Source organism: Alkalibacillus filiformis, assembly GCF_030814115.1.
GTDB classification, from domain to species: Bacteria; Bacillota; Bacilli; order Bacillales; family Alkalibacillaceae; genus Alkalibacillus; species Alkalibacillus filiformis.
In genome coordinates, this window is record NZ_JAUSUP010000001.1 from 172,539 (window position 1) to 191,446 (window position 18,908).

Here is an 18,908-nt window from a genome sequence, read left to right on the forward strand (position 1 = left end):
TTAACCTCATTTCATTAATCGTATAAGTCTTTATGTAACTTTCTAAGCACTGTAACGATATTCGTCTGCAATTGTTCCCACTCATTATTATAAAGCAGGCGGAAGTAATAACTACGCAAGAAATTTACTACTTGATTTCTCTTCCAAAAGAAGTTTAGACTATGCCCTTCATTTTGAAATATATCATCTAATTGTTGTTCAATTTCCAAAACCCACGTATAAACCTTCTGTTCTGTAATCCCTTTTTCTTTCAAAGCTTCCATAATGAAGACGAGTCGTTCTTCTTCATCATCTATATAAGGTGTGTTGGTGGTGTTTTCTTTAAAAATACACAGTTTAATCGCTTCAAGGCATTGAGAAGATAATGCTTGATTAAAATGAGGGTGTTTGATTGCTTCCGTTAATAAATCGGCACCATGGGCAATACTATGAGCCCATCCTTTACCTGTTACATATCCTCTGGTGTCTTTTTCGAGTTTTAGGTACTTTATACTACTATTGACAGAATGGTGTATAAGTTGATCGGAAATAATCTGTTTCTGACGATTATAGTTGAGGATAAGTGCGATCACTAAAGCCGAAAATGACCGTGTGAATACTGAGTCACTGCTTCGTTCACCAATTTTCCAAAACAAATTGTCTAAACAAACGCTTAAGATGTGTTCTACTTGTTGAGTTGATAAATGATTACCTAATATTAGCTTGCCAAATTTGTTGTAGATTAACGTATCTCGAAGTTCAGGGTCAACTGAGCCAATATTTTGTAACATACGACCTAGCAGATCATTTAAATCTGGTAGTAGTACAGGATCTTTTAATTCTCTAAGCTCTAATTTTAATGTCATAATTTCACCACTTTTGAAATTTACTGTGAACTTAATAATTGAAACCATTAACTAAGCTTTTATCATTGTACCGTAATTGTAAAATAATTCAAACATCTATTGTGTGCATAGCCGTATGTTTAATTTTTCTTATAAAAGGTAACAAGTACAAATAACAATTGAAATTGTACTGCATACTATGCTATATTAATCTTTAAAAACTTAAAGGGGTGGTTGTCGTGAAACGAGTTGAGCTAGTCGATATATTTAATCATCCTATTACACAAAAATACCTTAAACGTTCAGGGATTCATCATGCTGTGTCGACAACTGAACAAGCTGTTAAATTGGCCAAGGCTCGAGGAGTTAATGTTGAGTTAGCTGCCAAGGCAGCATTATTGCATGATATAGGTCATTATGAATGGTATAACGATGGTGAGTGGGATTATCAAGAGTATCGTAAACATGACATTCATGCGATTAAAGGTGCTGAAAGAGCTCATAAATTATTGATCCGTTTAGGTGAAGATCGTAAAACGGCAAAAGCTATATCCGTGACAATATTACTGCATACGGACTCATACTTACCTTTCTCCGTTGATGGTATGCGCACGCCATTGCATGAAGTAGTATATGAAGCTGATGAGATGGAAGAACTGCCAGGGGGCAAGCATCATTATAAGACGATGACAATCGAAGAAGCGCAGAAGCGATTAAAGCAGCTTGACCAAGAGATTTTAGAGAATGAAAGCCCTCATCAATCAATTTCTTAAATATACCTTTTGTCTTCCTTCAATTTCCTATATAATAAGGATGTAAAAGAAAGGAAGGTTCGATGAAAACATTTAAATTAGTGTCGCTTAATATTTTGGAAAAATCGGGAGAAGAATTAGTAAGCAAAGATGTCGATTTCCTTGATGCGTTGATTATTGATCGTGAGGAAATTGAAGGAGCTCGATGGTTAATTGAGGCATATATCCCTAAAAAGCATTATGACTTTTTTAATCAAAAGCTTGAGGCTGAACAAGAGTTAGTTACCCAAGTTCGAATTACGAAAGAATCGAATCCTAAAGCGACGATACTAGCAAATGTTAGAGCCGTGAATGAAATTGAAGATAATATGAATGTTATATTAATTGGTAATATGGTTAACCGTGAAAGAGAACAAGTAGAAGAGACGTTGCAAGATTTAATTGAGGCAGGCTATCAAGGTGTATCTTTACTAAATAAATTTAAAGAAAAAAATCAAGAAAATTTGTTCTAAATTAAATAAAGCTATTTTGGACGGCCCTAATCTGTCATGAAGAACAGATAGGGTTTTATTTACACTTGAAGGCTTTTATTAGATGTTGTCAAATGATTAGAATGAATTCATAATAGTCTATATTTCATTTTTGAACATTTTGCGACATGATTTTTGATTTTTTAGCAGGAATTTAGCAATTTAAGGAGAAAGTTGTATTATGAGCCGAATGGATCGACTGACACCAAATAAATCAATCTTAGATAAACTAACACCCGTGCAACTTATTTCACTGTATTATTTTATAGCAGCATCTGTTGCCGCTTTTCTTTTATCACTTCCAATCTCACAAAAAGAAGGTGTTCAGTTAGCTTTTATGGAGGTGTTATTTACAGCTGTCAGTGCTGTTACTGTTACTGGATTAACAGTGGTGGAGACGGCTGATTCTTATAGTGTGTTTGGGATCTTCATGATTGCATTGGCACTCCAAATAGGTGGATTAGGAGTAATGGCATTAGGGACACTTATTTGGATCGTGTTAGGGAAGAAGATTGGCTTCAAAGAAAGACGTCTTATCATGACTGATCAGAATACGAAGTCGATTGCTGGAATTGTTCGATTAGTTAAAGAGATGTTTATTGTTATATTAACAATCGAATTGATCGGTTTTATTATTTTAGGTACATATTATTTAACGTACTTCGATAGTGCTTTACAAGCTTACTACCATGGCTTTTTCGCCTCGGTTAGTGCGACTACGAACGGTGGTTTTGATATTACCGGAGCTTCTTTAGAACCATTTGCGAATGATTACTTTGTGCAATTTATTAATATTTTATTAATCATTGCTGGTGCAATTGGTTTCCCAGTATTAATTGAACTTAAAGAGTACTTACAAATTTCGCAAGAAGAGCGTAACTTAAAGCGCTTTTCACTGTTTACTAAGTTAACATCATTAACTTATTTTGTTTTATTAGCTTTTTCATTTATCGTTATTTTGATCTTAGAGTTCAATCACTTCTTTGCCGATAAAACATGGCATGAAGCGCTTTTCTATAGTTTGTTTCAGTCAACGACCGCTAGAAGTGGTGGGCTGAGCACGATGGATATGAATGAGTTCACTACTCAGACGCAACTGTTTTTGTCATCTATGATGTTTATCGGCGCTTCACCAAGTAGTGTTGGTGGTGGTATTCGAACGACTACATTTGCTTTAGTTATTATATTTATTATTACGTTTGCTAGTGGTAGAAATCGTGTACGGATTTTTGGACGAGAAATTGAAGAAGAAGACTTATTCAAAGCCGTAGTCGTAACATTGTTAGCGATGTTAATGTTCTTTTCAGTTGTTATTGTCATTACAGCATTAGATGGGCATCTATCGTTAACGAGCATTATTTTTGAAGTTAGTTCAGCGTTCGGAACGACAGGTTTATCAATGGGGATTACGAATGAGCTGTCAAATTTAAGTCAAGTTTTATTAATGGCTCTTATGTTGATTGGGCGTATTGGAATTTTGACATTTTTATTCTCATTTAATCGAGGCAAGGCGAAAGATCGTTATCGTTATCCAAAAGAGAAAATAAATATCGGCTAATTAACCTAGCACCAACAAGGCTATGCATTTATAGTAGGGGGAAATAAAGTGTTCAAAAAAGTAGATCAGCTACAATTGCCTATTCATGATTGGATCTTAGACAATGTATCAGATGCGATTATTTTTGTTGATCAAGATGGATACATTGTAGCTGGCAATCAATTTGCAGAAGAATTACTAGAAGTAAAATTGAATGTTAATGATCCGTTATATGTTCATGATTATATTGATTTAGAAGTAATCGCAAAACAAACGAATAATGAAGATCTTGTTTGGACGAAAACGACCCCTGAGAAATTGGTTGTGATGAAAAGTGAGCCAATTGATGAGTATTGGTGCTATACACTAAAGGAAGGTGGATTAAAGTCGAAGAAAGATTCGTTAATTTATACTTTAAATCATGCTAGAAGTAGCCCTTATGAAGGTATTATTATGCATGATCGAGGACAAATTATTGATTGTGATTTTGCTTTTGCTAGCATGATCGGATATAAGAGGTCTGAATTAATCGGTAAATCCATTTTTGATATTGTCCATTCAGATGATCATGAGGCTTTGTATGAGAATATGCAATTGAACCAACATGATAGTCCTTATCCTTTAAGGGGTTTTAAGCGTGATGGGTCTATTATTTATGCTGAAGTATTACCAGAACCGTTTAATGAAGACTCGAACCTTCGTGTTGCAATCGTTCGAAATATTACTGAACGTGTGGAGAATGAAAAACAAATTGAGTTCATGGCTTATTATGATCAATTGACAGACTACCTAACCGTAACTATTTTCAACTTGTACTTGAAGACGAGTTGAAAAATTCAGAGGAGTCAGGGGAGCAATTAGCTGTTCACTTTATAGATGTTGATTATTTCAAACATATTAATGACACACTCGGTTATCAAGTAGGTGATTCGTTATTAAGGGGTTGCGCCTCTAGGTTAAAGCAAATATTAAGAGAAGATTTGTTTATTGCTAGAATGACGAGTGATGAATTTTTAGTGTTACAGCGCAAAGTATCGAGTGAACAAGATGTATGCTCATTAGCACAACAGGTAATCGAGCAATTCCGAAAGCCATTAATGGTTGATGGTTATGAAATATATACAACTGTTAGTATTGGGATTAGTCTTTACCCACAATCTTCTGCTGCAACAGCATCAGAGTTGATTGAGCACGCTGACTCTGCTATGCATGTTATAAAAGAGGAAAGCCGAAATGACTATAAAATATTTAAACAATCTTTAAAAGAAGGTTTTAAAGAACGTTTAAAGCTTGAGACTGAATTACATAAAGCCATAAAGAGTGGGGATTTCGAGTTACATTTTCAACCGCAGTATGAATTGGAATCTCAAGAAATCATCGGTTTTGAAGCATTATGCCGATGGCCACATAAAGAAATGGGAGACATTTCACCTGATCAATTTATCCCAATTGCAGAAAAGACAGGACTAATTTTAGATATAGGTGATTGGGTGATTTATGAAGCTTGTCGATTAAATAAAAAGTGGCAAGATGAAGACTTACCAAAAGTTAAAGTGAGCGTTAACCTTTCTGCAAGACAGTTTTTGCAACGTCATTTAGTGAGTCGTGTTAGCGAAATACTTGAAGAGACAGGTCTAGAACCTCAATATCTAGAGTTAGAAATCACAGAATCAATGGCTATGTCCAATGAACGTTATATAATTGATACACTTCATGACTTTGATGAGCTCGGTGTGAAGGTGGCTTTAGATGATTTTGGGACTGGTTATTCATCTTTAAAGTATTTAAGCCAGTTTCCATTAAGCAAAATAAAAATTGATCGCATGTTCATTCAAAATCAAACGAAGCAAAATATTGCTATAGTTAAAACGATTATCCATTTATCTCATGCGCTAAACTTAAAAGTAATTGCTGAAGGAGTTGAAAAGGAGGGCGATTTACATTTTCTGTTGGGTGAAAAATGTGACCAAGTTCAAGGTTTCTACTTCAGTAAGCCAATGCCAGAATCTGAAATCGAAACATTCTTAAATGAATAATACTAAAAAAGCTGATCGCAATTATAGCGGTCAGCTTTTTTTATAAGGGGACTATTCAAATCAGTGATTATTAACGGTGTAAGAGGTTATCGTCACTCCAACTATGACGATAAGCCTCTTGCACTTTGAGGGAGAAAAGGTTGATGCGAGCAGTCATCTAACCTCTCAAGACACTTGTAAGGTGTTAGCAGTAGAAAGTTGCACCCACGATTATTAATAAAATGAAAAGTACAACGATCAACGCAAAGTTGTTATAGCCATGGCCATATCCATGTTGTGAGTAACCTGGTTTGAACATAAAATCACCTCCCAAGACATGTAATATATCTATATGGTGACTTATGTGTATTTGAATGGTTACTCACCCAGAAACGATCATTTTAATTTGAATGGCTCGTCTTAGATAAGAGTTCACGTTCTAAACTTAGAATTTTTAGTTGGTCATTTTCGTAGCCAACTTCATAAATAGTTTCAAAATGGTGAGTTTCACGTGTGTCTTCATCAGTTCTAATTTCATGATCTGAATTAACTTTGAATGTTGCAATTCCATCTTCAACAGATAAAGTTTCTGTTGAATTAATATTAATATCGATTGAATGAACGATTAATTCTCGAAATTCTTGATAAGAGTAATTCGATTGTAAGTCACTACCTAATAATGAATAAGCTGTGAAATAATCACGCACATTTAATGTCTCATAGAAATAACTGATTAAATATTCACTGTCTTCTTCTAAAGTATTTGGGTCAATGTCTTGATATAAAGTAGGGTCACCATCGTAGTTTAACTCATCATCATTAGCTGTGTCTGACCACATTGAAACACGCTCGTAAATTTGGCTAATGGGAATGCTAAAACCAATGGTACCTTCATTCATGGCTGCTGAGTTTATGCCAATAATATTCCCTGTTTCTTCGTGGATTAACGGACCACCACTATTTCCTTGTAAAATACTAGCTGAGATTTGATATAAATTATTGTATTCATACTGTTCAACTGATAGGTTTCGTTCTGTTCCTGATATATGACCTAACGTAACAGTGTTTTGCAAGCGGTGCGGACTTCCAACGGCTAATATTTCATCACCAATATTGGGTTCAAAGTTTGGGTCAATCTCTAAAGTTGAACTGTTCGCTAATTGAGGTACGCGAACAACAGCGATGTCTTCAGAAGAACCAATACCGATTACAGCTCCAGGGTAAGTATGGGCTTCTGATGTTTTAACATAAACTGAATCAGCATCTTTTACAACGTGGGCATTTGTAATAATGTCACCGCGGTCGTTATAAACGAAGCCAGAACCTAAGTTATTACCAAATGACCCTGTTGTTTCAATTTGAACAACGCTTTTTTGAGCTTCATGAATTAGTTCTTGTAGGTCGTGTCCTTGGTTAGACTCATTATCTGTGACATGTTCAACAATGGCTTGATCTGATCCAATTGCTGTTTCTTTCCAATTGTCATAATAAGAGACTAAAGCATACGTTCCGGCTAATAGAATTATCATTGAAAGAACGACCGGCGCTGTTTTTTTTAGTTGGTATTTCATTTTGTTCACCTCTATTCTTGACCGTCTAGATACCATGAGATTTGCTCGATTGAAATTGTAATTTCGTCTAAGTCAATATCATCTGGTATGTCACTATGCGTATGATCAATTTGACCAGTTTCATCAGGGTATAGCGTATCAGGGAATGCGTATGTTTCATTTTCTAGTATTTCTTCTTCATCTTCATCTAGTAATTTGTATGTTATTGAAATAGAATGAATCGGTCTTGTAGCGACGCTTAAAAGTTCTCCAGTCACTTGCATTTCATCATAATCATTAACATTCACTTGAATGTCGACTACTTCAATGGCGTTATTTTCATTTTGCTCTTGTTCTAGTTCATATTGATTTAAAGCTTGCGCAATACGTTCTTGTTGTTGCGTTTCAAAATCTGATTGTTGATTCTCAATAGTCGATTTCAAGCTGCTGAGACGTTCATTTTCAGGTGCATACCGTAACCCATCTTCAATGATGGAAATAGCAGCAGTGAATTGATTGGTTTGTAATTTTTCATTAGCTTCATTAGCTGTATGGCTTACGATTCGTTCTCTTAACATCTCTTCAAGTGATTCAGCATTATCATGTTCAATCGACTGAACTTGCCATAGCAGAATTTTAAGCTCTTCAGCACCTGGGTCATCAGCAAGACGCTGTTCGACTTGGCTCATACGCACTTCGTTTCGTTTGGTAAGTATGGAATCTAATAAGAAGTTAATAATTTCACCATTGTACGAACTCAATTGACTTTCTGCTTGTTCGGTAATTTGGACAGCTTGTTGGAACGCGCCTTGGTTAACAAGAGTGTCGACGTTATTTAATTTTTCGTTAATCTCAAGTGCTACTGACATAAAGTCATGGTTAATTTCGGCAGCTTCATAGTTAGGGTTATGTTCGAGTGATTCTTCAAAAAGACTTTGCGCACGGCTATATTGTCCTTCCAGAGCATACTCAACGCCTTCATCATAAAGAGATTGAGCGGTAGAGTTATTGTACTCTAAATAGAAATGTAAACCTATACCGGCAATTAACACACAAACAAGAGTAACAATAGGTGTTAACCACCAGCGGTTAATCCCTTGTCCTTGTGTACGTTCGTCTATGTCTTTAGGTAACTGCGATCCACATATGACGCAGTATGATTCTTCAGCTTTTGTTTTTGATCCACATTTTGGACAGTACATCATAATCTATCACCTATTGTGTCCCTTTCTTATATGTAAATTTTAACACGAATATTGCAGAAATTGAGTAGTCTCTAATAACTAAATGTTACAATTTGTTCAAAAATGTTGTTTATTCTTCATTAATTTTAAGTTTCATGAGATGATAATACTCAAAGGCTAAATTTTTTGGTAAAATAGTTATAGTGAAAATCGTAAATGATGAACTAGGAGGTGCACCACTGTGGAACCAATTGAACTAACAATGGGCATTGTTTCGTTAGGTGTCATTGCATACTTAATCGGATCTTGCTATATCGATAACGTTAAAAACTAATTAAAGTTACACCCTTAATATTAGACGAATCAAAAGTGTGAAATGTTTCAAAACATTTCACACTTTTTTTATTTCTAAACGATTATAAAAGTGAAAGGAGGTTGACGAGATGGAAAATGTCCAAAAAATTAACAGTCAACTGCAACTACTATTTGTAACAGGAATTGATGAACATGGGGAAGAGGTGATTTCTCGTCGAAGTTATAACAACGTAAAGCCTGAGGCTGAAGACGACGCGGTAATTGCTGTAGCACAAGTTCTATCGCAGCTTCGACAAGATCCGTTACACGAAGCATTACGAAATGACCAATCTTTATTATTAAACAATGAATAAGAGGGGGAAGAATTAAATGAGTAAACGTTTAGAACTAAGATTTAGAAATGAACAAGGACGTCTCGCAACCATTAGTGTTGAGAATCCGGTAGAGCCAGTAAACCCAGAACAAGTTAAGCAAGCTATGGATACGATTTTAGAACAAGATATTTTCACTTCTTCAGAATTACCTTTAACAGAAATTGCTCATGCACAAGTAGTTGAACGTAACGTAGAAGAAGTACCTTTAGATTAATGATTTGGGAGGTGGCACCATTTGTGTCACCTCTCTTTTTACAAGTATAAGAAAGGTGGAGGAAAATTGTTTGAGACTTTGATCACTTGGGTTCCTGAAGTTGGCTTCCCAATTCTAGTAACTTTTTATTTGTTACACCGAATTGAGAAGAAACTTGAACAACTCAACGATTCAATTATGAACTTACCTATATTAGTTGATAAATAAAAATAAGAGGCTGAAACAGAACTAATTGTTAACACATAAAAACCCGAACGAAAACTCATTTTGAACTCGTTCGGGTTTATCTATTATCCGCTCCATCAAAATGCTCCGCTTTCACCCGCAGGGCACAAGTGCAACATCTGCTCAAACTCCCTAAGGTCGTTTGTCGCAGTGTTTTCTTTGCCGGGGCGGCTGGTGAGCCAAGCTACTACATCGAGTAACTTCCTTGTGCTTTGCACCGAGGAAGCCTGCTTCGAAGCTTATCTAGAAGACGCAGGTGCATCCCTGGGGTCTCACCCTGGCCTTTGCCATGACGACCTGGACGGTCTAATGTCGGCGTTGGTCACAAATGCAGATTTCTTTAACTTCTGCGCTTTAATTTGCGCCGAGTAACCGCAGGCGCAGGACGTGACCGTTTTTAGCCGACCAGGAGTCTCCGCATTTTGATTCCGCTAAGTGCCAGCTCAACTATAATGAAATGTTAATGTTCGTATTTTTACCACACTCTATCCCTTTTGTCCTAGCCTCATTCACTTATCTCGTCAACGACATATTGCTAAATGGGAAGATAATCACTTCTGAACGGCCGATAATGTCTTCGCCTTCAATTAAGCCAAGTCCATTACGGCTATCCTTACTAATCTCACGGTTATCACCCATGACATAGTATTGTCCATCTGGAATTTCAATTGGGTCGATATTGCCTGTTCCCTCTAGTTCGTGGTCGGTTAGATAACCCTCATCAACAGCTTCTCCGTCTATATATAAAACATTGTCTCTTGCTTCTAGTGTTTCGTTTGGTAATCCAATAACACGCTTCACATAGTTTTTGTGAGGGTGTTGAATAATGACGATATCACCACGCTCGGGCTCATCAACAATATAAACAGCTTTGTTGAATATGACGCGCTCTCCACTTTCTAAAGTAGGGTCCATACTAGCCCCCTCAACCACAGAAGTTGCAAAGACAAAAGTGCGTAAAATAAATGCTATGACTAAAGCAATTACAATAGCTTTTGTCCATTCCCATATTTCTCTTTTCAAAGGGACTCTTCCTTTCTAAAAGTGCTTTCTTTGTACTTAATATGTACTCTTATTAGTGAAGCTTGTTATATATATCCTATCATATAATTAGTATATTCGTGAAAGTAATTTCAACATACCAAATGTTTTATAAATATACCAGTTAAAAGTGAAAGATTTGTTTAAAGTTTGTTAACAGTATATTAAAATTATTTAACAAATTTAATTTATTTGGATTAAACCTTTGACATATCGGAATTTTGGCAATAAAATATTCTAATTAGGTTAAGGTTTTTTGAGGGGGAAACGGTCCATTGAAAGATCAAGAGCGTTTAATATATTTAGAGAGAAGAATAGAAGTATTACGTAAACAGATGATTGATGTAGCATCTGAACAAGGGTATACGAGTAGTGAGTCAGTGAGACTATCGCAAGAATTAGATTCATTAATTAATGAATATTTAAAACTAGACCCACAAAGTCGTAAACAAATAATTGATTAATGAACGTATGATCAACACTATAGAGAAGTAGTAAAGCCCACTGTCTAATATTCAAGTGGGCTTTTTAAAGGTTAAGTTATTGAGTGGAAAGGAAATTCTCTAATCGGTTTAAACCTTCTTCAAGCACTTCCATGTTATAAGCGTAGGATAGGCGCATGTAACCTTGGCCATATTCACTAAAAGCATCTCCTGGAACAAGTGCTAACCCAGCTTCATCTACTAAGCGCAAACCTAAGTCAAATGAAGTATAATCGGAAACTTTAAGCTTAGGAAATACGTAAAAAGCCCCATCCGGCTCAATAACATCTAATCCCATTTGTTTCAATCGCTTTAGTACGTAAGTGCGCCTCTCTGCGTAAGATTGACACATTATTTCGCTATCATTTTTCCCTACAGTTAAAGCTTGTAAAGCAGCAAACTGACTAATTGACGTTGGACAGGACACATTGTATTGATGAACTTTTAAAATATGCCTACGAATGCTTCTGTCTGCTAATAAGTAGCCAATTCTAAACCCTGTCATCGAATGTGATTTTGATACACCCTGTATGACAATCGTCTGTTTACGAACTTCCTCAAAACTTGCAATAGATATGTGAGGTTGATTGTATGTCAACTCACTATATATTTCATCAGCTAAGATGAAAATTGGTTGATCTTTCAATAAATGAGCAATTTCTTTTAATTCATTTTCTGTCAACGTGACACCAGTAGGGTTGGATGGATATGGTAAAATAACGCATTTTGTTTTATCTGTTATATGTTCTTTGATCAATTGTGCTGTCATTTTAAAGTCATTGTCACGCGTGTCGATATGAACTGGAATACCACCTGCTAGTTTAATGAGCGGCTCATAACCAGGATAAACAGGCCCAGGTAATAAGACTTCTTCACCGGGTTTAATAATGGATCTCAATGTGACGTCGATTGCTTGTGAAGCTCCAACGGTCACAATGATTTCATCTTCAGGGTCATAATTCAGACCGTACTTTTCATTTGTGATATCATGAATGGCTTGTCGTAATGGTAAAATACCAGCGTTCGGTGTATAAGTCGTTTGATTATCATCAATGGCTTGTTTGGTCGCTTCCTTAATATGTTCTGGTGTATGAAAGTCAGGTTGTCCAATTGTTAATGAGATAACATCTTCTTTTCCTGAAACTAAATTGAAGAACTTGCGAATTCCAGATATTTCGAAATTTTTAACGTTGGGATTGATGTACTGTTCCATGTTAGTGCACCTAGCTTTCTCTATTATGTTTAAAAGAAGCTACAACCGTTGATAATGGTTGTAGGAGGGGATTAGCGTGTTCAATCAATTGTCCAATTTTATCATGGGTAATCTTTTATTTGTTATATTGTTTTTAGTTATGATGGTTTCGCTATACTTTTTAATTAAGCCGTTAATCCATTTTTGGATGAGTAAGCAGTGTTTACATACGTTAACTTATTGGGTTGCAAGTACAACGATGTTTATTATTATAGTTGGATATTTATATTTTACTGATCATTCAATTGTAAGTAGTACTACAGGAATGAAAGAGTTGACATTAAGTTTACTAATTGCTGTTTCCGCTTTTGGATTAAGTTTGATGGTTTACTCAGTCAGTAAAAGTTTATCACAATTTATTCGTAACAGAAATACGACACCTTAATAGAATTTTAGACAAAACAGTTTCATACCTTCTTATACTTGTCATATAATGGTACAAGTATAAGGGGGATTTGTAGTGGAGTTTATATTATTTGTTTTATTACTTATCTTAATTTTGTTCGTCTTAAATATCGTTTCAAGTGTATGGTCTTATCGCGATGCTAAGCGTAAAGGGAAAAGTAATGAGTATGCGATGATTGTTTTATTCGGGACAATCTTCTTTCCGATTATCGGCTTTATCGTCTATCTAGTTATTCGTAATGATTAAAAAAAGGATTCGTGCTGAATGCACGAATCCCTTTTAATTTAATCTAATAGGATGTTTAAGTCATCAATGATTTGATCCATTTCTTCAGAGCTTGTTCCAGAGTAGTTGTTAATAGCAGTTCCTTCTGGGTCCACTATAAAGAATGACGTACCGTGACTGACTTGGTCATGCCCGTCTACTTTTGAAACGAGTAGCTTGAATGAACTCGCCGCAAAGCTTTCAATTTCCTTTTGTGAATAGCCCGTTAAAAAGTCCCAGTTCGAATAATCTGCATCAAATTGATTAGCGAATGTCTTTAAAGTATCAGGGTCATCGTATTCTGGGTCAACTGAAAATGACACAAATCGTACGTCAAGACCTCGGTCTTCAGCTTCTTGTTGAAGGTTTGCCATATTTGATGTCATCGGTGGGCAAACGGTATTACAATTTGTAAATATAAAATTAGCGACCCAGTATGTACCTTCTAAGTCACCTAAGGTTACTGTTTCTTCATCTTGGTTTGTGTATTCGAAATGTTCAATGTCAATATTAATTTCTGAGTCAATTTCACTTGCTTCACTACCATTACAACCAGCAAGAAGTATTGCAATTGCGATTAAACTTAACCCATATATTATTTTGCGGTGTTTAAACATTTTTGATCAACTCCATTTCCTCGTCAACTCATATTGTAACATGTCGAATCATTAAAATAAGACCGAAAGTGTAGCATATTTTAACAATTTATTGACAAGGATTAAGCTAAGTCTGTTTTTAAGTTGTAGACGTTGATTTCAGGACGACATAAAAATCGAAAAGGTAGACGTGTTGTCCCAACTCCTCGTGAGGTGAAAAGTTGCAATCGATCGCCTATTGTATGTTTGCCTTCGACGTATTTTTGCCCTAATGCTGGTGTTACTATATAACCATAAAAAGGGATTTGAACTTGTCCACCGTGACTATGTCCTGATAATTGTAGGTCAAATGGTAAGTGAACAACATCATCAGCATAATCAGGTTCATGACACAACAAAATGTTAAAGTTTCCTTCATTGTCATCACTGATTAACTGGTCAGGTCTAGGATTGCCAAGTAAAATATCATCTAAACCAGACAAATTTATATAGTCATTTTCAATTTCTATTTGCTCTGTATCATTTTTTAACAGCTTAAATCCAGATTCATTCATGACGTTTAAAATCGTCGTTGTTCCATACCCACCATGATCATGGTTGCCATAAATCCAAAACTTTCCGTAAGGTGCCTCCAAACGACTTAATTGATTAATTATTTCTCTATATTTGTCACTTGAGATAAGTGATGGGTCGTCAGTTAAGTCTCCGGTAAATACGATTAAGTCAGGTTGCTGGTTTTGGATTGCATTTACTAATTTCTTTAAGTCTTTGTTTCGATATTGAAAACCGATGTGTGTATCGGTGAATTGAACAATCTTAAAATTGTTAAACGAATTAGGGATTCTGTGAGAGCGGATTTCGTTGTTTTGTACTTTTAGCCAAAATGGTTCTACATCATGTGCATAATAGTAGCCACCATAGACTGTTGCAACCGTTCCGAAAGTCCCAATAGTTGCCCTTTTTAAAAATGATCTCCTTGTCATCTGTTTCGCCATAGTGATAGCCATCCCTTATGTATTCTTGTTTTCATTATACCATGTTTAGAACCGGTGTTGGTCATGTCATATAATTGTAAATAATAATGACATAAAATTTTGAAAAATATAAACTAATTCGTTACAATAGACTAAAGGAGAATGAATATTCATTCATTTTAAAAGTCAGTAAATGTTTTTAAATAAGGAGAGGTTCTAGATGAAAAATGAAGTTGTCATCGTAACAGGTGGTTCTAACGGTATGGGAAAGTATATGGCGAAGAAATTCGCTCAAGAAGGTGCATTAGTCGCAATTACGGGTCGTAAAGAAGATAAGTTAATGGAAGCGAAAAATGAAATAATGCAAGATGCTAAAGGCGATGTTATGACGGTTGTTATGGATGTTCGCAATTTAGAAGATGTTGAGCGAATGGTGCAAGAGGTGACTAACCACTATGGAAGGATCGATCATTTAGTTAACAATGCTGCAGGTAATTTTATAGCGCCAGCTGAGAAGCTATCACCTAATGGTTGGACATCAGTCATTGATATTGTCCTTAACGGTACATATTATTGTTCTCATGCTGTTGGGACATATTGGATTGAAAATGGCATTAAAGGTACCATTTTGAATATGGTGGCAACTTATGCATGGGATGCAGGTCCAGGGGTGATCCATTCAGCCTCAGCTAAAGCAGGTGTATTAGCGATGACACGCACATTAGCTGTCGAATGGGGAAGACGTTATGGAATTCGTGCTAATGCGATTGCTCCAGGACCGATTGATCGAACTGGTGGAGCAGATAAGCTTTGGGAGTCAGAAGAAGCAGCAAAACGTACGATTAAATCAGTACCACTTGAACGTTTAGGTGAACCTGAAGAGATTGGTGAGCTTGCTTACTTTATGCTGTCAGACAAAGCGAAATATTTAAACGGTGAAGTTATCACATTAGATGGTGGACAGTCGCTGAATCAGTATCCGTTTTAAAAATAAAACCGGTGAGGTAAGACTCACCGGTAAAATACCCCTTTTTCTTAAGCCAACACGATATAGAACAGAATCGCAAAAAAGTGAAACGCACTACCTGCTATGACAAATACATGCCAAACAGCATGGTGGTATGGAAAACCTCGCCACATGTAAAATATGCTTCCGACAGAATATAAGATTCCCCCGATAATTAAATAAATTAACCCCGTTAATTCCATCTCCGCTGATAGTGGCCGCCATACGAACACGATAAACCAGCCAAGGACTATGTAAAGTAAAGTAGAGACGACCATAAATCTATGTACGAAAAAGATTTTAAATACAATCCCTAAAATCGCTACCCCCCAAACAACACCTAACACGGTCCAACCGATCGGGCCTCTTAATAAAACTAATAAAATTGGTGTGTAAGTTCCCGCGATAAATAGATAAATCGATGAGTGGTCGATAAATAAAAAGATATCTTTGGCCTTACCCGGCTTTAAACTATGGAGAATTGTTGAAGATAAATACATCATTAACATCGTTGTTCCATAAATACTTACTGATACAACTTGCCACGGGCTGCCGTTTAAAGAAGCAAATACAATTAAGACGACAAGGCCGGCTATACTAAGCAAAGCTCCTAAGCCGTGTGTAATGGCATTTGCAGCTTCTTCTTTTCTTGAATACGCATATGGCATAAAACTAATCCCTCTTTTCTATTTAACAAGTATAGCTCATTTTAAATCTAAGTTAAACATTATCCAAAAATCAAGATTTATGTTAAAATTGTTTTTGGAAACGAGACAATTTTGAATTGGTTTCGTTTGATGAGGAGGACAATCATGCTAGATACAAAAGAGTTTGATTTAGCGACAACTCTTGTGCAGGAAAAGATGATCGATGCAGAAAAAGTAGCACACGTACAAAACAGTAATCCGCTAGAACACGCCCTGTTAGTCCTAACTAAAACTGGTTATAATGCAGTGCCTGTATTAGATTTCCACGGAAAATTTGAAGGCATTATTAGCAAATCAAATATTTTAGAAGCTATGTTTGGTGTTGAAAAGATTGAAGTTGAACAATTAGAAGAGAAGACGGTAAGTGATTGCATGGATCACGAAATTCCTACACTACTAATCGATGATACGATTGAGCAGGCGTTACATGAGTTAATTGATTATAATTTTGTCTGCGTTGTTGATGAAGACCAACAAATGCAAGGTATTATAACGAGAAGACAATTATTAAAAGAATACCGCAATGAATATTACAGAACACGTAACAAATCATAATAAAAGATTTTTAGTCAAAGGTAATAAATTGCTTGTAACAGACCTAAATCCTTTGATAAATTAAAATAGTAAAAAGAAACATAGATGGAGGATTTTACGATGAACCAAATGGATGCAAACGAAATTATTAACTTTATTTCAAACGCTAAAAAATCAACACCAGTCAAAGTATACGTTAAAGGTGACCTAGAAAATGTTGCATTTCATGAAGATGTGCAAGCATTTATTACAGGGAATTCAGGTGTGATCTTTGGTGAGTGGAGCGTTGTTAAAGAAGAATTAGCAAAGCATGAAGCGGCAATTGAAGATTACGTGATCGAAAATGATCGCCGTAATTCAGCAATCCCAACATTAGACCTTAAAGATGTTAATGCACGTATTGAGCCTGGTGCGATTATTCGTGACCAAGTTGAAATTGGTGACGGTGCAGTTATTATGCTAGGTGCTGCAATTAACATTGGAGCAGTTGTTGGCGAAGGTACAATGATCGACATGAACGTTGTATTAGGCGGTCGTGCAACAGTAGGTAAGAATTGCCACATTGGTGCAGGTTCTGTTCTAGCAGGTGTAATCGAGCCACCTTCTGCAAAGCCAGTAGTCGTTGAAGATGGAGCAGTTGTAGGTGCAAACGCTGTTATTTTAGAAGGTGTAACAGTAGGTGAAGGAGCAGTTGTTGCTGCAGGTTCAATCGTAACTGAAGATGTTGCGCCAAACACTGTTGTTGCAGGTACACCAGCTAAAAAGATTAAGGAAATAGATGAGCAAACTCGTAACAAAACAGAAATCAAACAAGAACTACGTAAACTAGACAACTAAAAATTCATCATTCATAATTAAAAGCGGGAATCACATTGGTGATTTCCGCTTTTTTAAAATTTCTATACATAAATTGAAAGGTTTGAAATAACTATGACGAATGCTAGTTGGGTTAAAATAAGACGTGATTTACACCAAATCCCTGAATTAGGTTTTCAAGAATTTAAAACACAACAATATTTACTTGATTATATTAAGACATTGCCTCAAGAACACATAACTGTGACAACGTGGAAGACAGGTATTTTCGTATATGCGGAAGGAACAGTAGGTGATCAGACGGTTGCCTATCGTGCTGATATTGACGGTTTACCGATTACTGAAGAGACAGGTTTAGATTTCGTTTCACAACACGAAGGAAGAATGCATGCTTGTGGTCACGATTTACATATGACAATTGCTTTAGGTTCATTAACACAAGTTGTTCAAGAGCGAATCGAGCATAATGCATTGTTTGTGTTCCAACCGGCAGAAGAAGGGCCAGGTGGGGCACAGCCAATGCTTGAGAGTGAAGAAATGAAACAGTATGAGATCGATTATATTTTTGCTTTACACGTTGATCCAAAGCGTCCAGTTGGAACTGTTGCATCGAAAGAAGGGCTTCTGTTTGCTAATACAAGTGAACTGTTTATCGACTTTCACGGAAAAGGTGGTCATGCAGCTTACCCGCATGAAACGAAAGATATGATGATGGCAGCAAGTGCATTTAACGTCCAATTACAGCAAGTTGTGGGTCGTATGGTAAATCCATTAGAAGATGCTGTTGTGACATTAGGAAAAATGGAAGCAGGTACAGTGCAAAATATCATTCCTGAACATGCTCGAGTTGAAGGGACAATTCGAACGACTGCAGCGAAGACAATGCCAGAAATTAAACAATCAATCGAGCGTATTTTATGTGGAATTGAAGTGAGGTATGAGTGTCAAACGAGTGTAGATTACGGTGCGAATTATTTTATGGTTCATAATGATGGGGAATATGTTGAACGTTTTAAAGATGCTTTGAGTAACACGAGTATAGAGTTCATCGAGGCAGAAGAAGCGATGACAGGTGAAGATTTCGGGTATATGTTAAAAGAATTACGTGGCTTTATGTTCTGGTTAGGTGTTGATTCAGAGTATGGGTTGCATAACAGTAAGTTAAATCCGAAAGAAGAGGCTATTGAAGTGGGTATTGAAGCAGTTGTAAATATGATGAAGTCGTAAAAAAGGTTGGTGCTAACGCGCCAACCTTTCTTATTGAGTGTAACTTAATTATATAGCACCTGTCGCTCTGTTGCCTCTATAAA

23 protein-coding genes and 1 pseudogene are annotated in these 18,908 nt (G+C 36.2%); 15 read left to right on the top strand and 9 right to left on the bottom strand.

What is annotated here, in order from left to right; genetic code table 11:
• Nucleotides 1–14: 14 nt before the first annotated feature.
• Complete coding sequence (locus J2R98_RS01050; protein ID WP_307065248.1) at nt 15–845, bottom strand: DUF2785 domain-containing protein; 831 nt, start codon at nt 843–845, stop codon at nt 15–17.
• Nucleotides 846–1,063: 218 nt separating this feature from the next.
• On the opposite strand from J2R98_RS01050, the gene J2R98_RS01055 reads away from it, so the two are divergent.
• From J2R98_RS01055 to J2R98_RS01075, 5 genes are all read left to right on the top strand, one after another.
• Nucleotides 1,064–1,597 carry an HD domain-containing protein gene (locus J2R98_RS01055; RefSeq protein ID WP_307065250.1) on the top strand — a complete coding sequence of 178 codons (534 nt, stop codon included), beginning with the start codon at nt 1,064–1,066 and terminating at the stop codon, nt 1,595–1,597.
• A 62-nt stretch (nt 1,598–1,659) separates the two neighbouring features.
• Complete coding sequence (locus J2R98_RS01060; RefSeq protein WP_307065253.1) at nt 1,660–2,088, top strand: YwpF family protein; 429 nt, start codon at nt 1,660–1,662, stop codon at nt 2,086–2,088.
• A 199-nt stretch (nt 2,089–2,287) separates the two neighbouring features.
• Nucleotides 2,288–3,664 carry a TrkH family potassium uptake protein gene (locus J2R98_RS01065; RefSeq protein ID WP_307065255.1) on the top strand — a complete coding sequence of 459 codons (1,377 nt, stop codon included), beginning with the start codon at nt 2,288–2,290 and terminating at the stop codon, nt 3,662–3,664.
• A 48-nt stretch (nt 3,665–3,712) separates the two neighbouring features.
• Entirely contained in the window at nt 3,713–4,474 is a 762-nt protein-coding gene (locus J2R98_RS01070; protein WP_307065257.1) for a PAS domain S-box protein, read from the top strand.
• On the top strand, nt 4,471–5,679 hold the full coding sequence (locus J2R98_RS01075; RefSeq protein WP_307065259.1) for a putative bifunctional diguanylate cyclase/phosphodiesterase: 1,209 nt from the start codon (nt 4,471–4,473) through the stop codon (nt 5,677–5,679). Before J2R98_RS01070 ends, J2R98_RS01075 begins: the two co-directional genes overlap by 4 nt.
• A 184-nt stretch (nt 5,680–5,863) precedes the next feature.
• Here the strand turns inward: J2R98_RS01075 and J2R98_RS01080 are convergent.
• The 3 genes and pseudogenes from J2R98_RS01080 to J2R98_RS01090 all read right to left on the bottom strand — a co-directional run.
• Nucleotides 5,864–5,965 (bottom strand): annotated as a pseudogene (locus J2R98_RS01080) (YjcZ family sporulation protein); the annotation flags it as partial.
• Between the two features lie 94 nt (nt 5,966–6,059).
• Nucleotides 6,060–7,229: a S1C family serine protease gene (locus J2R98_RS01085; protein ID WP_307065261.1), complete on the bottom strand. Its 1,170-nt coding sequence runs from the start codon at nt 7,227–7,229 to the stop codon at nt 6,060–6,062.
• An 11-nt stretch (nt 7,230–7,240) separates the two neighbouring features.
• On the bottom strand, nt 7,241–8,413 hold the full coding sequence (locus tag J2R98_RS01090; RefSeq protein ID WP_307065262.1) for a tetratricopeptide repeat protein: 1,173 nt from the start codon (nt 8,411–8,413) through the stop codon (nt 7,241–7,243).
• Nucleotides 8,414–8,835: 422 nt separating this feature from the next.
• Here J2R98_RS01090 and J2R98_RS01095 point away from each other — a divergent pair, with 422 nt between their 5' ends.
• From J2R98_RS01095 to J2R98_RS01105, 3 genes are all read left to right on the top strand, one after another.
• Nucleotides 8,836–9,060, top strand: a complete 225-nt coding sequence (locus J2R98_RS01095; protein ID WP_307065264.1) for a DUF1659 domain-containing protein — start codon at nt 8,836–8,838, stop codon at nt 9,058–9,060.
• 16 nt (nt 9,061–9,076) lie between these two features.
• Nucleotides 9,077–9,295 carry a DUF2922 domain-containing protein gene (locus J2R98_RS01100; RefSeq protein WP_307065266.1) on the top strand — a complete coding sequence of 73 codons (219 nt, stop codon included), beginning with the start codon at nt 9,077–9,079 and terminating at the stop codon, nt 9,293–9,295.
• A gap of 66 nt (nt 9,296–9,361) precedes the next feature.
• Nucleotides 9,362–9,502, top strand: coding sequence for a YvrJ family protein (locus tag J2R98_RS01105; protein WP_017187109.1), 141 nt, complete (start codon nt 9,362–9,364; stop codon nt 9,500–9,502).
• 531 nt (nt 9,503–10,033) lie between these two features.
• Here the strand turns inward: J2R98_RS01105 and lepB are convergent.
• Nucleotides 10,034–10,543 (bottom strand): signal peptidase I, encoded by a 510-nt coding sequence (lepB, locus tag J2R98_RS01110; RefSeq protein WP_307065268.1) that lies wholly within the window; start codon nt 10,541–10,543, stop codon nt 10,034–10,036.
• Nucleotides 10,544–10,836: 293 nt separating this feature from the next.
• On the opposite strand from lepB, the gene J2R98_RS01115 reads away from it, so the two are divergent.
• Complete coding sequence (locus J2R98_RS01115) at nt 10,837–11,025, top strand: aspartyl-phosphate phosphatase Spo0E family protein (RefSeq protein WP_017185883.1); 189 nt, start codon at nt 10,837–10,839, stop codon at nt 11,023–11,025.
• A 76-nt stretch (nt 11,026–11,101) separates the two neighbouring features.
• Here the strand turns inward: J2R98_RS01115 and J2R98_RS01120 are convergent, their stop codons facing one another.
• Nucleotides 11,102–12,256 (bottom strand): aminotransferase A, encoded by a 1,155-nt coding sequence (locus J2R98_RS01120; RefSeq protein WP_307065271.1) that lies wholly within the window; start codon nt 12,254–12,256, stop codon nt 11,102–11,104.
• Nucleotides 12,257–12,332: 76 nt separating this feature from the next.
• On the opposite strand from J2R98_RS01120, the gene J2R98_RS01125 reads away from it, so the two are divergent.
• Together J2R98_RS01125 and J2R98_RS01130 are read left to right on the top strand one after the other, a co-directional pair.
• Nucleotides 12,333–12,680: a hypothetical protein gene (locus tag J2R98_RS01125; RefSeq protein WP_307065273.1), complete on the top strand. Its 348-nt coding sequence runs from the start codon at nt 12,333–12,335 to the stop codon at nt 12,678–12,680.
• Between the two features lie 75 nt (nt 12,681–12,755).
• Nucleotides 12,756–12,947 (top strand): hypothetical protein, encoded by a 192-nt coding sequence (locus J2R98_RS01130; protein ID WP_307065276.1) that lies wholly within the window; start codon nt 12,756–12,758, stop codon nt 12,945–12,947.
• Between the two features lie 38 nt (nt 12,948–12,985).
• Here J2R98_RS01130 and J2R98_RS01135 read toward each other — a convergent pair whose 3' ends face one another.
• Nucleotides 12,986–13,582 carry an SCO family protein gene (locus tag J2R98_RS01135; protein ID WP_307065278.1) on the bottom strand — a complete coding sequence of 199 codons (597 nt, stop codon included), beginning with the start codon at nt 13,580–13,582 and terminating at the stop codon, nt 12,986–12,988.
• A 101-nt stretch (nt 13,583–13,683) separates the two neighbouring features.
• Nucleotides 13,684–14,556, bottom strand: coding sequence for a metallophosphoesterase (locus J2R98_RS01140; protein WP_307065280.1), 873 nt, complete (start codon nt 14,554–14,556; stop codon nt 13,684–13,686).
• 199 nt (nt 14,557–14,755) lie between these two features.
• Here J2R98_RS01140 and fadH point away from each other — a divergent pair, with 199 nt between their 5' ends.
• Nucleotides 14,756–15,523: a 2,4-dienoyl-CoA reductase gene (gene fadH / locus J2R98_RS01145; protein WP_307065281.1), complete on the top strand. Its 768-nt coding sequence runs from the start codon at nt 14,756–14,758 to the stop codon at nt 15,521–15,523.
• 47 nt (nt 15,524–15,570) lie between these two features.
• Here the strand turns inward: fadH and trhA are convergent, their stop codons facing one another.
• Complete coding sequence (gene trhA, locus J2R98_RS01150; RefSeq protein WP_307065283.1) at nt 15,571–16,209, bottom strand: PAQR family membrane homeostasis protein TrhA; 639 nt, start codon at nt 16,207–16,209, stop codon at nt 15,571–15,573.
• Between the two features lie 144 nt (nt 16,210–16,353).
• Here trhA and cbpB point away from each other — a divergent pair, with 144 nt between their 5' ends.
• The 3 genes from cbpB to J2R98_RS01165 all read left to right on the top strand — a co-directional run bounded on the left by cbpB (nt 16,354) and on the right by J2R98_RS01165 (nt 18,825).
• Nucleotides 16,354–16,803 carry a cyclic-di-AMP-binding protein CbpB gene (gene cbpB, locus J2R98_RS01155; protein ID WP_307065285.1) on the top strand — a complete coding sequence of 150 codons (450 nt, stop codon included), beginning with the start codon at nt 16,354–16,356 and terminating at the stop codon, nt 16,801–16,803.
• 99 nt (nt 16,804–16,902) lie between these two features.
• Complete coding sequence (gene dapD / locus J2R98_RS01160) at nt 16,903–17,619, top strand: 2,3,4,5-tetrahydropyridine-2,6-dicarboxylate N-acetyltransferase (protein WP_307065287.1); 717 nt, start codon at nt 16,903–16,905, stop codon at nt 17,617–17,619.
• Nucleotides 17,620–17,712: 93 nt separating this feature from the next.
• Nucleotides 17,713–18,825 carry an N-acetyldiaminopimelate deacetylase gene (locus J2R98_RS01165; RefSeq protein WP_307065290.1) on the top strand — a complete coding sequence of 371 codons (1,113 nt, stop codon included), beginning with the start codon at nt 17,713–17,715 and terminating at the stop codon, nt 18,823–18,825.
• Nucleotides 18,826–18,908: the final 83 nt, after the last annotated feature.